Below are 12,678 nucleotides of genomic sequence, written 5' to 3'. Positions count from 1 at the left end.
CTTGCTCCTTTCGGTAAAAGATTCACTATTTTTATTTTATTTTTGATGTCACTGTATTATGATTAAATGTATGCAAGGTAGCAGAAGTGAAAGAAGGCGAATACATATGTTTGTAGCAGAACATGAAGTTGAAATCCGTTATGCGGAAACAGATCAAATGGGTGTTGTTTACCATTCAAACTATTTAGTGTGGCTTGAACTAGGTCGCACGAAACTTATACAAGATTTAGGGTTTTCATATGTTGAAATGGAGAAGGAAGGAATCATTTCTCCTGTTTTAGATTTGCAAATTTCTTATCGTAAAGCGATGCGTTACGGTGAAAAAGCAATTGTAAAAACGTGGGTTGATACAGTGAGCCCGCTTCGCGTTGTATATGGATATGAAATTTATAATGGTGATGGCGAACTTTGTATTACTGCAAGTACAACGAATATTTGTGCAAAAAAAGAAGGGTTCCGCCCTGTATCATTTAAAAAGTTCTATCCAGAGTGGTATGCGAAATATGAGGAAATCAAGAAAAAATAAAAAAGCGTGGCGGAAGCCACGTTTTTTTATTTTTCATAATTAAATTGCGGGAAATCATCACCGTCGTTAAATGTAACAACTAAATTATGTCCATCGAAGAACCACTCATCATCGCTTTCAATAAAGAAGTTAATATCTTCTTCTTGAATTTGCACAGCAGGATGTGCAGGATCATCTTTACGAATACCTAAAGAAAGTCCTTTTTGCACAGTACTGCAACCACCGTATTGTACGAAAAAGCGTAGTGTTTCACCTGATTGTAAGTTTAATTCGTTTTTATACCATTGTGCTGCTTCTTTTGTTACGGAAAGATTCATGTATAGTTCCTCCAAATTATGTTGCTTTTTCTTTAGTATAAAAAATAACGCAAAAAGACGCTATTAATATGCTTCACGTTTTCTTTTTGCGTTATGTGGGTTACGATCTTATTTTTGCTTTTTTGAAAAGTTTGCTTTCGGTTCAGTTTTATTTATAATTCGTCCAATATTTGCACGGTGTTTATAAATAACCATACCTGCTAATAAACACATCGCAATAATGAAGATTTTATCCCCGCTAACAATGGATGCAATAACAGCAACAACTGCTGTTACCATAGAAGAAAGTGATACGTATCTTGTTGTAAATAAAAGGGTGAAAAAGACAACAGCTAATATTGCAAAAACAACTGGTGAGTAGCATAATAGCACCCCAGCAGAAGTAGCAACTGCTTTACCACCACGGAATTTCGCGAAGATTGGATAGACATGTCCAAGAACAGCCGCTAACCCGAACCATAGTGGGTGAATATCTAATCCGAAAACCATTGGTAGACTTGTTGCTAATGTCCCTTTTAAAATGTCAGCAATTGTAACGGTAAAACCTGCTTTTTTCCCTAATGTGCGGAATGTGTTTGTTCCGCCTAAATTACCGCTTCCATGCTCACGAATGTCAATTCCATAACCAATCTTTCCAACGACTAGTGCAAATGGAATCGAGCCAAGTAAGTAGGCAACGATAAATAAAAGATATGTAGTAACCATAAGTTCAGTCTCCTTTATTCAAATGTGTTGATAAAGGGTAAAAAGAGTTTTTCCCGTATATTGTACCATACATTTGTAAAGAGCACATTTCTTTTTTGTAAATGAAAAATTCATTATTTCGTGCAAAAAATTTCACAGGAATGTTACATTTCTCACAGAAACAATAAGACTATATGTAGTAACATTTTAATCAAAAGACAACAACATATTGGTGGAGGGTTATAAATGTTACAAAAAAATACACGTGGAGAAGAATTAATGAGAGTGTTTGAGACGATTGTCCACGGCAATGAACAAGATTTAATGCAAGAAAATGCAAATGTAGATGGCCGCTCTCCAATGGGAGTAATGGGAACGTTCGCATCTGAGAGTGCGAAATATTATGCTGTTGAAAATTTATTATCAGATCAAGTGAAAAAGGCGATAAATGAAAATATATTATATCCTCATGACTTAGACTTTTATGTGACGGGAACGACGACTTGTTCACAAATTCCGTTAGCGCAAATGCTTGCGAACGGTTTTCATACCGGACATGGACATATGAGACAACCGCAAGACATTAAAAGTGCATTGGCTCTTTCGTCTATTATTTTTCAAGCGAATCAAAATATGCAGCACGGTGGTCAATCGTTTGCACTCTTTGATGTTGATTTAGCTCCATATGTGAGAAAAACAGTAGAGAGACATAAGAAACGATTACAGTCATATCCGCTTACGAAAGAACAAATAGAAGAATTTGCGTGGAAAGAAACAGAAAATGATACGTATCAGGCTTGTGAAGCTTTCATTCATAATTCAAATAGTATGCATAGTCGGGGCGGAGGACAAGTACCGTTTATTTCTATTAATTATGGAACAGACACATCAAAAGAAGGAAGACTTTTAATTAAACAACTTTTAAAAGCGACACAAGCAGGTCTTGGTAAAGGGGAAACACCAATTTTTCCTATTCAAATTTTTAAAATGAAAAAAGGTGTGAACTTTGAAGAAAGTGATCCGAACTATGATTTATTTGAATTAGCGTTAGAGACAACGGCTGAAAGATTATTCCCTAACTTTTCATTTTTAGATGCGCCATTTAATGCTGTGCATTATGATGGACGACCGGAAAGTGAAGTATGTTACATGGGATGTCGTACTCGTGTTATGTCGAACATACATGGAGAAGAAACGGCGATTGGAAGAGGGAATTTATCATTTACATCTATTAATTTAGTGAAATTAGCATTAATTAGTGGTTCAAAAGAAGCGTTTTTTGAAGCGTTAAATTATTATTTAGATTTAGGAATTAAGCAATTATTAGAGCGATTTGAGTATCAATGTACGAAACGAGCAAGAGATTTTCGATTTTTATACTCACAAGGTGTATGGCGCGGTGGAGAAAAGTTACAGCCTGAAGATTCTGTAGCATCCATTTTAAAGCAAGGGACGTTAAGTCTTGGCTTTATCGGTCTTGCGGAGTGTTTAGTAGCTTTAACAGGAAAGCATCATGGAGAAGATGAAGAATCATGGAAACTCGGGTATGAAATCATTTCCTTTATGAGAGATAGAATGGATAAAGCGACAGAAGAACATGAACTGAATTTCTCGGTAATTGCAACTCCTGCAGAAGGGTTATCAGGAAAGTTTGTGAAAAAAGATAGAGAAGAATTTGGCGTGATTAGCGGTATAACAAATCATAATTATTATACGAATTCATTCCATATTCCAGTTTATTATAACATGCAAGCGATAAATAAAATTCGTTTAGAAGGCCCGTTCCACGCTCTATGTAACGGGGGACATATTACGTATATTGAACTAGATGGAGCAGCAATGCATAACAAAAAGGCATTAAAACAAATTGTACAAGCGATGGCAGAACATGGCGTTGGATACGGTTCAATTAATCATCCTGTTGACCGTTGTAAGTGCTGTAGTTATCACGGAGTTATTGGAAATGAATGTCCAAGCTGCGGAAATGAAGATGAGGCTAAAATAGAAAGAATTCGCCGTATAACAGGTTATCTTGTAGGAGATATGTCGAAGTGGAATAGTGCGAAACGTAGTGAAGAGATGGATCGGGTGAAACATAAATGAAAGTGATGAACATCATTCATGATAGTGTAGTAGATGGAGAAGGGTTGCGGACAGTCGTATTTTTTGCGGGCTGTCCGCATCGTTGTTTCGGTTGTCATAATCCGAAATCGTGGAATATTTGTAATGGAACTGAAATGACAGTAGAAGAAATTGTGAAAGAGATTGCAAGTAATCCATTAACTGATGTAACATTTTCAGGTGGAGATCCATTTTTCCAAGCTGCTGAAGTGAAAAAAGTAGCAAAAATCGTGAAAGATTTGAAAAAAAATTTATGGATGTATACAGGTTATACGTTAGAAGAGATACAGAGTTCTCAAAATAATGATATGATAGAGTTGTTACATTATGGGGATGTTTTAGTCGATGGAAGATTTGAAATCGAGAAAAAAGATTTAACACTTCCATTTCGCGGAAGCTCCAATCAACGTATTATTCGATTGAAAGAGTAAAAAGGCGGGATAGATTATTATGAATAAAACAGTATTACTTGTTGAAGATGAAAGAAGATTACGTGAAATTGTCAGCGATTATTTTCGCAATGAAGGCTTTGAAGTAATCGAAGCAGAAGACGGAAAAAAAGCGTTAGAATTATTTGCAGAGCATGAAATTGATTTAATTATGTTAGATATTATGTTACCAGAAATAGATGGATGGTCTGTTTGTAGACGAATTAGAAAAGAATCAGCAGTACCAATTATTATGCTAACAGCACGTTCGGATGAGGATGATACATTACTAGGGTTCGAATTAGGTGCAGATGAATATGTAACGAAACCTTTCAGCCCGAAAGTGTTAGTAGCTCGCGCGAAGACGTTACTGAAACGTGCGGATGGCGTGGTAGGGGTAGCAGAAGAAAATGCTATGTCTTTAGCTGGAATAGAAGTGAATCGTCTATCTAGAACTGTTTTAGTCGATGGAGAAGAAATTATATTAACACATAAAGAATTTGAACTTCTCGTTTATTTAATGGAGAACAAAGGAATTGTGTTGTCACGTCAACATTTATTAGATCAGTTATGGGGATATGACTATTACGGTGATGACCGAACTGTTGATACTCATATTAAAAAACTACGAAATAAGCTAGGAGATAAAGCGAAGCATATCGGTACTGTTATTCGTGTTGGTTATAAATTTGAAGAATAACTTGGAACGTATTGTGTGCTTCACTCTAGGAAAATAACAATTTTATATCCTCTTTTGCAGGTGGAATGTACAAAAAATGCTTTTTTTGTCTACAATGTTAAATAAGTGTATTTTTTTAATTGGATTTCACGATGAGTTCACAAGAAGGACACAAAACGTGACTATACTAAAAATACGAATTCACCAGAGAGGGGAAGTAAACATGGGATATTACGACGGACCAAATTTAAATGAAGAGCATAGTGAAACGAGAGAAGTGAGAAAATCGGGCAGTAAAAAAGGCTATTTTTTCACAGGTTTAGTCGGAGCTGTAGTTGGGGCTGTTTCAATTAGTTTTGCGGCACCATATATGCCATGGGCTCAAAATAATGGAGCGACTGTATCATCTTTTAGTTCAGATTCAAAAGTTGAAGGTACTGTAGTTCCTGTTGTCAATAAAGCAAAAAATGAAACGGACTTACCTGGTATGATTGAAGGCGCGAAAGATGTTGTTGTAGGTGTTATTAATATGCAACAAAGTATTGATCCATTTGCAATGCAACCGACAGGTCAAGAACAACAAGCTGGTTCAGGATCAGGTGTTATTTATAAAAAGGCAGGAAATAAAGCATATATTGTAACGAACAATCATGTAGTAGATGGTGCAAATAAACTTGCTGTAAAACTGAGTGATGGCAAGAAGGTAGATGCGAAGCTTGTAGGGAAAGACCCTTGGTTAGATTTAGCTGTTGTTGAAATTGATGGTGCTAATGTAAATAAAGTTGCCACTTTAGGTGATTCTAGTAAAATCCGTGCGGGTGAAAAAGCAATTGCAATCGGTAACCCACTAGGATTTGATGGAAGTGTAACGGAAGGTATTATTAGTAGTAAAGAACGTGAAATTCCAGTAGATATCGATGGTGATAAGCGTGCAGATTGGAATGCTCAAGTTATTCAAACAGATGCAGCAATTAACCCTGGTAACAGTGGTGGTGCGTTATTTAACCAAAACGGAGAAATAATTGGGATTAATTCAAGTAAAATTGCACAACAAGAAGTTGAAGGAATTGGATTTGCTATTCCAATTAACATCGCAAAACCAGTTATTGAATCACTTGAAAAAGACGGAGTAGTGAAACGTCCAGCTCTTGGAGTAGGTGTCGTTTCATTAGAAGATGTGCAAGCCTACGCAGTAAATCAATTGAAAGTACCGAAAGACGTAACAAACGGTGTTGTATTAGGTAAAATTTACCCAATATCACCTGCTGAAAAAGTTGGTTTAGAACAATATGATATTGTAGTAGCATTAGATAATCAAAAAGTAGAAAATTCACTTCAATTCCGTAAATATTTATATGAAAAGAAAAAAGTAGGAGAGAAAGTAGAAGTTACATTCTATCGTAACGGTCAAAAAATGACGAAAACAGCTACTTTAGCAGATAACTCAGCTACAAAGAATCAATAATCGGAATAAAAGAAAGTCTCTTTCATATTGAAAGAGACTTTCTTTATCGGCTATACTAAAGGAATAGGAGGGATAATTTATGACAATTGAAAACCCAACTCGTACGGAAATTGGTGAAGTATTAAAGAAAAGTAAAACGATTGCAGTTGTTGGTTTATCGGATAAGCCAGAACGTACATCGTATATGGTTTCAAAAGCAATGCAAGATGCTGGATACCGCATTATTCCAGTTAACCCAACAGTAGATGAGGTGCTTGGAGAAAAGGCAGTTGCTTCACTAAAGGATATTAAGGAACACGTTGACATTGTAAATGTATTTCGTCGCTCAGAGTTTTTAATGGATGTTGCAAAAGAATTTGTAGAGATTGATGCAGATGTTTTTTGGGCACAATTAGGAGTACAAGATGAAGATACATACAAACTTTTAAAAGAAAAAGACTATACTGTAATAATGGATCGTTGTATAAAAGTAGAACATGCGATGACAAAATAGTATAGATTGTAAAGGTAGGAAGATTGCTTCAGCCCTCATGATAATAAGTAGGGCCGATGAACGAGGTGTTCATCATGAGATTTTTTAAAGGCTGTTTTTGGGGATTGTTACTTGTAATCCCGTTTTGGATCTTGATCATTTGGATCATAATAAAGGTTTGGAATGTGTAATCTTGGAATACATATCCATTTCTCGTTGACAAACGATTATTTTTCTGAAATAGTAGCCTAGAGGAATCCTTGTGAAAAAACAAGGATTTTTCTATTGAAAATGGTATATAAAAGAGATAAGATAACTTGCCAAAACTATAGTCGAGGCGTTATTCTATAATAGAAACATATGTTCTGATTTTGGATTAGGAAAGGGGCAAGGAGTTTGGCGAAGCATCAGTTCCAATATAATGAAGATGCGATTCAAGTGTTAGAAGGACTTGAAGCCGTTCGAAAACGCCCGGGTATGTATATCGGGAGCACGGACAGCCGTGGATTGCATCATTTAGTATACGAAATAGTAGATAACTCCGTTGATGAAGCGTTAGCGGGATTTGGCGACGAAATTTCTGTCGTAATACATAAAGATAATAGTATTAGCGTTATAGATAAAGGGCGAGGAATGCCTACGGGAATGCATAAGCTTGGAAAACCTACACCAGAAGTTATTTTAACTGTACTCCATGCCGGTGGTAAGTTTGGTCAAGGTGGTTACAAAACGAGTGGTGGTTTACACGGTGTTGGGGCATCAGTTGTAAACGCCTTATCTGAATGGTTAGTCGTAACGATTAAGCGTGACGGAAATATTTATGAACAACGCTTTGAAAATGGCGGTGTTCCTGTAACGACGCTTGAGAAAATCGGAAAGACGAAAGAATCTGGTACAACAATGCATTTCAAACCAGATACAACGATTTTCAGTACAACAAATTACAATTATGAAACATTATGTGAGAGATTACGCGAATCTGCATTCTTATTAAAAGGGATGAAAATCTCAATAAAAGATGAAAGAAATGATTTAGAAGATGTCTTTCATTATGAAACAGGAATTGAAGCTTTCGTTTCCTATTTAAACGAAGAAAAAGATTCAATTCACCCAGTTGTATACTTCACTGGTGAACAAAATGGGATTGAAGCAGAACTAGCATTTCAATTTAACGATGGCTACTCAGAAAATATTCTTTCGTTTGTAAATAATGTACGTACAAAAGATGGTGGAACACATGAAGCTGGATTTAAGACAGCAATGACGCGTGTGTTCAATGAGTATGCTCGCAAAGTTTCACTATTAAAAGAAAAAGATAAAAACTTAGAAGGTACAGATATTCGTGAAGGTGTAGCGGCTATCGTTTCTGTACGTGTACCAGAAGAAGTACTTCAGTTTGAAGGACAAACAAAAGGGAAACTAGGTACAAGTGAAGCTCGTTCTTCAATTGATGCCATTGTATCAGAGCATTTGGCTTACTTTTTAGAAGAAAACCCGGACGTAGCCACACTTCTTGTGAGAAAAGCAATTAAAGCAGCGCAAGCACGTGAAGCCGCTCGTAAAGCGAGAGAGGAAGCGCGTACTGGTAAAAAGAAAAAGAAATCAGAAGGTACATTAAGTGGTAAGTTAACACCTGCACAATCACGTAACCCGCAGAAAAATGAACTATACCTAGTAGAGGGTGACTCTGCCGGTGGTTCTGCAAAACAAGGGCGAGATCGACGTTTCCAAGCGGTATTACCGTTACGTGGTAAAGTAATTAATACAGAAAAAGCAAAGCTTGCTGATATTTTCAAAAATGAAGAGATTAATACAATCATTTATGCAATTGGCGGCGGTGTAGGCAATGAATTCGATGTGGAAGATATTAACTACGATAAAGTTGTCATTATGACCGATGCCGATACAGACGGAGCGCATATTCAAGTATTGTTATTAACATTCTTCTACAGATATATGAAACCACTTATCGAAGCTGGTAAAGTGTTTATCGCACTTCCTCCTTTATACAAAGTAAGTAAAGGAAAAGGGAAAAGTGAAGTAATTGAATATGCATGGTCAGATGAAGAGTTAGATAGTGTAACGAAAAAAGTTGGAAAAGGCTATATGTTACAGCGCTATAAAGGACTTGGTGAAATGAATGCAGATCAATTATGGGAAACAACAATGAATCCTGAAACGCGTACATTAATTCGCGTGAAAATTGATGATGCAGCTAGGGCAGAGCGCCGCGTAACAACATTAATGGGTGATAAAGTAGAACCGCGTCGTAAATGGATTGAGCGCAATGTACAGTTCGGTATGCAAGAAGAAGGAAATATTTTAGAAAATGAAATGATTATGGAGACGGAGGTGGAATAACATGCAAGCAGAGAAGTTTCATGACCTCCCGCTTGAAGACGTGTTAGGTGACCGCTTTGCACGTTATAGTAAATATATTATTCAAGATCGCGCACTTCCAGATGCGCGTGACGGCTTAAAACCAGTACAAAGACGTATTTTATATTCTATGTATGTAGAAGGAAACGTACATGATAAAGCGTTCCGTAAGTCGGCTAAAACAGTCGGTAACGTTATTGGTAACTATCACCCGCACGGTGATTCCTCTGTATATGAAGCGATGGTACGTTTAAGTCAAACTTGGAAAGTACGTAATGTTTTAGTTGAGATGCATGGTAATAATGGTAGTGTTGACGGGGATCCGGCAGCAGCAATGCGTTATACGGAAGCCCGATTATCACCAATTGCATCTGAGTTATTACGTGATCTTGATAAAGAAACAGTAGAATTCGTATCTAATTTTGATGATACGAGTGAAGAACCGGTTGTTTTACCAGCAGCGTTCCCGAACTTATTAGTGAACGGATCTACAGGAATTTCCGCTGGTTATGCAACAGAAATTCCTCCGCATCATCTTGGAGAAGTTATTGACGCTACAATGATGCGTATTGATAAACCGAATAGTACTGTTGATGATTTATTAACAGTTATGAAAGGTCCAGATTTCCCAACAGGTGGTATTATTCAAGGGATTGATGGTATTAAAAAGGCGTATGAAACAGGTAAAGGTAAAATTATTATTCGCGGGAAAGCAGAAGTTGAAACGGTTCGTGGCGGGAAACAGCAAATCGTAATTACTGAAATTCCATACGAAGTAAATAAAGCAAACCTTGTTAAGAAAATGGATGAGTTACGCCTAGATAAAAAATTAGATGGCATTGCTGAAGTACGTGATGAGACAGATCGTACAGGTCTTCGCATTGTCGTAGAATTAAAAAAAGAAGCAAATTCTGAAGGTATTTTAAATTATTTATATAAAAATACAGATTTACAAATTCCATATAACTTTAATATGGTAGCGATTAATAATCGTCGTCCAACGCTTATGACATTACCTAAAATTTTAGATGCTTATATTAGCCATCAAAAAGAAGTTGTTACGAGACGTTCACAATATGAATTACGAAAGGCAGAAAATCGTCAACATATTGTAGAAGGTTTAAAGAAAGCATTATCGATTTTAGACCAAGTTATTGAAACGATTCGTGCTTCAAAAGATAAGCGTAATGCAAAAGATAATTTAAGTGCGAAATTTGGTTTTACAGAAGCGCAAGCGGAAGCAATTGTATCCTTGCAATTATATCGTTTAACGAATACAGATATTACAGCGCTACAACAAGAGGCAGATGAGCTTAATAAGAAAATTATTGAGCTACAGGCAATTTTACAAAGTGAAAAAAGATTACTTCAAGTAATTAAAACAGATTTAAAGAGAGTTAAGAAAACATATAGTGATGATCGACGCGCGATTATTGAAGATCAAATCGAGGAAATTAAAATCGATGTAGAAGTGATGATCCCACAAGAAGATGTCATCGTTACTGTAACGAAAGAAGGATATGTGAAACGTACTGGATGGCGCTCACATAATGCCTCAAATGGCAAAGACTTCGGTATGAAAGAGGGTGACATCTTACTTGAACGATTCGATACGAATACGACAGAGACAGTCCTCTTATTTACGAATAAAGGAAACTATATATATCTGCCAGTATACGAAATGCCAGATATTCGTTGGAAAGATTTGGGACAGCACGTTGCTAATATCGTTTCACTCGATCGGGATGAAACGATTATTTGGGCAACTGTCGTACCGAACTTTGAGGAAGAAAAGCGATTTATCGTATTTGTAACGAAGAACGGTATGATTAAGAAAACAGAATTAAACCAATATAAAGTACAGCGTTACTCAAGAGCATTCGTTGCTGTAAACTTGAAAAAAGATGATGAAGTTGTTGATATATTTGCGACAGATGGAACGAGTGATATCGTTCTTGCTACACACGGTGCATATGCACTTATTTTCCATGAAGATGAAGTAAGTCCAGTCGGTGTAAGAGCCGCTGGTGTGAAAGCAATTAATTTAAAAGAAGATGACTATGTCGCTTCTGGTAAACCATTAAATGCTGATAAAGATCAACTTATTCTCGTAACGCAGCGCGGTGCTATAAAACGCCTAAAAGCGTCAGAAATTGAGAAATCAACGAGGGCGAAGCGAGGTCTTGTTATTTTCAAAGAGTTAAAACGTAATCCATACCGCATTGTCGGTATTGAAATCGTTAGAGACGATGAATTAGTTTACATGAAGACAGAGAAACATATTGTAGAAGAAATTGATCCGAAAGCGTATCGAAATAAAGACCGGTATAGTAACGGTAGTTTAGTGCTAGATGTTAATGATACTGGTGAAGTTATTGAAACGTGGACGAAAAAAAGACCGGAATAAAAAAAGCATCTTGCCATGAATAATGGCAAGATGCTTTTTTCTAGGCAACTTATTATGTAAATAATAATAATCTTGTTATAATAACTGAATGAAATCGTTCTCATGAAGTGGACTTACTACCCACAAATAGCGGGATAAATGGAGGGGCAACATGAAAAAAATAGGTGTAGGGATTGTAGGGTTTGGATTTTCTAGTACAACATTTCACATCCCATTATTACAAACGATAGAAGAATACGATATTCGTGCCGTATTATCTTCAAAAGAAGAGGTAGTAAAAGAAACATTACCGAATGCTAACGTCGTGAGTACAATTGATGAATTGGTGAAGCGAGCTGATATTGACTTAGTTGTTATTACTTCACCAAATACAACTCATTTTCCATATGTAAAAGAAGCAATATTAAACGGTAAGCATGTTGTTGTAGAGAAACCATTTGTTGTTTCAATTGAAGAAGGAGAAGAGCTTATTTCATTAGCAAAGAAACATAATGTGGTATTAAGTGTATATCATAATCGCCGTTTTGATAATGATTTCTTAACGATAAAGAAATTATTAGAAGAGGATAGAATAGGAAATGTATACGCATATGAGGCGCATTTCGATCGCTTCCGTCCACATGTACGTGATCGCTGGAGAGAAAAGAACTTACCAGGATCAGGTATATTATATGACTTAGGCTCGCATTTAATTGACCAAGCATTATCATTATTTGGGAAACCAGACGCGATACGTGCAGATATAATTAAACAACGCCCAGGTGCAGAGGTGGATGATTATTTCCACATAGTACTTCATTACGGAGTTAAACGTGTCATTTTACGTAGTAGCAGTTATGTGAAAAAGGCAGGTCCACACTTTACACTGCATGGAGATAAAGGTTCTATCGTGAAATACGGTATGGATTCACAGGAAGAACAATTAAAAAATGGAATGAAGCCAGGGGATAACGGTTACGGAGTAGATACTGAAGCTAATTTTGCTACTCTAGAAACAGAAGAAGAGTCAGTACGTATTCCAACAGAAGTCGGCTGTTATGACATGTACTATAAAGGTGTAAGAGATAGTATTATAAGTGGTGAGAAATTACCTGTAACAGCACAAGAAGGTTTAGAAGTTATTAAGCTGATTCAATTAGCGGTTGAAAGTAGTGAAACAGGTAGAGTTATCACTGTAAAATAAAAAGACACGAATTTCGT

At 36.4% G+C, this 12,678-nt stretch carries 11 protein-coding genes; 9 read left to right on the top strand and 2 right to left on the bottom strand.

The window, feature by feature from the left end:
* Nucleotides 1-106 precede the first annotated feature (106 nt).
* A complete protein-coding gene (locus MR147_RS12360; protein WP_000495810.1) occupies nt 107-526 on the top strand; it encodes an acyl-CoA thioesterase in 420 nt (139 codons plus the stop codon).
* Between the two features lie 26 nt (nt 527-552).
* On the opposite strand, the gene MR147_RS12355 is transcribed toward MR147_RS12360, so the two are convergent.
* On the bottom strand, nt 553-843 hold the full coding sequence (locus MR147_RS12355; protein WP_001054442.1) for a HesB/YadR/YfhF family protein: 291 nt from the start codon (nt 841-843) through the stop codon (nt 553-555).
* Between the two features lie 108 nt (nt 844-951).
* The gene (plsY, locus tag MR147_RS12350) at nt 952-1,548 is read right to left on the bottom strand and encodes a glycerol-3-phosphate 1-O-acyltransferase PlsY (protein WP_000258977.1); all 597 of its coding nucleotides are present in this window, start codon (nt 1,546-1,548) and stop codon (nt 952-954) included.
* Between the two features lie 225 nt (nt 1,549-1,773).
* Here plsY and MR147_RS12345 point away from each other — a divergent pair, with 225 nt between their 5' ends.
* The 8 genes from MR147_RS12345 (at nt 1,774) to MR147_RS12310 (ending at nt 12,661) form a co-directional block, all read left to right on the top strand.
* Nucleotides 1,774-3,630, top strand: a complete 1,857-nt coding sequence (locus MR147_RS12345) for an anaerobic ribonucleoside triphosphate reductase (protein ID WP_242304323.1) — start codon at nt 1,774-1,776, stop codon at nt 3,628-3,630.
* Nucleotides 3,627-4,079, top strand: a complete 453-nt coding sequence (gene nrdG / locus MR147_RS12340; protein WP_000867063.1) for an anaerobic ribonucleoside-triphosphate reductase activating protein — start codon at nt 3,627-3,629, stop codon at nt 4,077-4,079. Before MR147_RS12345 ends, nrdG begins: the two co-directional genes overlap by 4 nt.
* A gap of 19 nt (nt 4,080-4,098) precedes the next feature.
* On the top strand, nt 4,099-4,776 hold the full coding sequence (locus MR147_RS12335; protein ID WP_001044683.1) for a response regulator transcription factor: 678 nt from the start codon (nt 4,099-4,101) through the stop codon (nt 4,774-4,776).
* 202 nt (nt 4,777-4,978) lie between these two features.
* Nucleotides 4,979-6,220, top strand: a complete 1,242-nt coding sequence (locus tag MR147_RS12330) for a S1C family serine protease (RefSeq protein ID WP_242304319.1) — start codon at nt 4,979-4,981, stop codon at nt 6,218-6,220.
* Between the two features lie 79 nt (nt 6,221-6,299).
* A complete protein-coding gene (locus tag MR147_RS12325; protein WP_000151382.1) occupies nt 6,300-6,713 on the top strand; it encodes a CoA-binding protein in 414 nt (137 codons plus the stop codon).
* A 375-nt stretch (nt 6,714-7,088) separates the two neighbouring features.
* On the top strand, nt 7,089-9,053 hold the full coding sequence (parE, locus tag MR147_RS12320; RefSeq protein WP_001062207.1) for a DNA topoisomerase IV subunit B: 1,965 nt from the start codon (nt 7,089-7,091) through the stop codon (nt 9,051-9,053).
* A 1-nt stretch (nt 9,054) separates the two neighbouring features.
* Nucleotides 9,055-11,478, top strand: coding sequence for a DNA topoisomerase IV subunit A (gene parC, locus MR147_RS12315; protein WP_042875377.1), 2,424 nt, complete (start codon nt 9,055-9,057; stop codon nt 11,476-11,478).
* A 151-nt stretch (nt 11,479-11,629) separates the two neighbouring features.
* A complete protein-coding gene (locus tag MR147_RS12310; RefSeq protein WP_242304317.1) occupies nt 11,630-12,661 on the top strand; it encodes an oxidoreductase in 1,032 nt (343 codons plus the stop codon).
* The last annotated feature ends 17 nt before the right edge of the window (nt 12,662-12,678 follow it).

Origin of the sequence: Bacillus cereus group sp. BfR-BA-01350, assembly GCF_022663775.1 — a bacterium.
Taxonomy (GTDB): Bacteria; Bacillota; Bacilli; order Bacillales; family Bacillaceae_G; genus Bacillus_A; species Bacillus_A paranthracis.
Note: the sequence above shows the minus strand (reverse complement) of the source record. Positions and strands in the feature narration are given on the sequence as shown.

Excerpts from the sequence above, each read along its gene's own strand:
- MR147_RS12335 (WP_001044683.1), top strand. The coding sequence starts at position 4,099 with ATGAATAAAACAGTATTACTTGTTGAAGATGAAAGAAGATTACGTGAA.
- MR147_RS12325 (WP_000151382.1), top strand. The coding sequence starts at position 6,300 with ATGACAATTGAAAACCCAACTCGTACGGAAATTGGTGAAGTATTAAAG.
- nrdG (WP_000867063.1), top strand. The coding sequence starts at position 3,627 with ATGAAAGTGATGAACATCATTCATGATAGTGTAGTAGATGGAGAAGGG.
- MR147_RS12360 (WP_000495810.1), top strand. The coding sequence starts at position 107 with ATGTTTGTAGCAGAACATGAAGTTGAAATCCGTTATGCGGAAACAGAT.
- MR147_RS12330 (WP_242304319.1), top strand. The coding sequence starts at position 4,979 with ATGGGATATTACGACGGACCAAATTTAAATGAAGAGCATAGTGAAACG.
- plsY (WP_000258977.1), bottom strand. The coding sequence starts at position 1,548 with ATGGTTACTACATATCTTTTATTTATCGTTGCCTACTTACTTGGCTCG.
- MR147_RS12310 (WP_242304317.1), top strand. The coding sequence starts at position 11,630 with ATGAAAAAAATAGGTGTAGGGATTGTAGGGTTTGGATTTTCTAGTACA.
- MR147_RS12355 (WP_001054442.1), bottom strand. The coding sequence starts at position 843 with ATGAATCTTTCCGTAACAAAAGAAGCAGCACAATGGTATAAAAACGAA.
- MR147_RS12345 (WP_242304323.1), top strand. The coding sequence starts at position 1,774 with ATGTTACAAAAAAATACACGTGGAGAAGAATTAATGAGAGTGTTTGAG.
- parC (WP_042875377.1), top strand. The coding sequence starts at position 9,055 with ATGCAAGCAGAGAAGTTTCATGACCTCCCGCTTGAAGACGTGTTAGGT.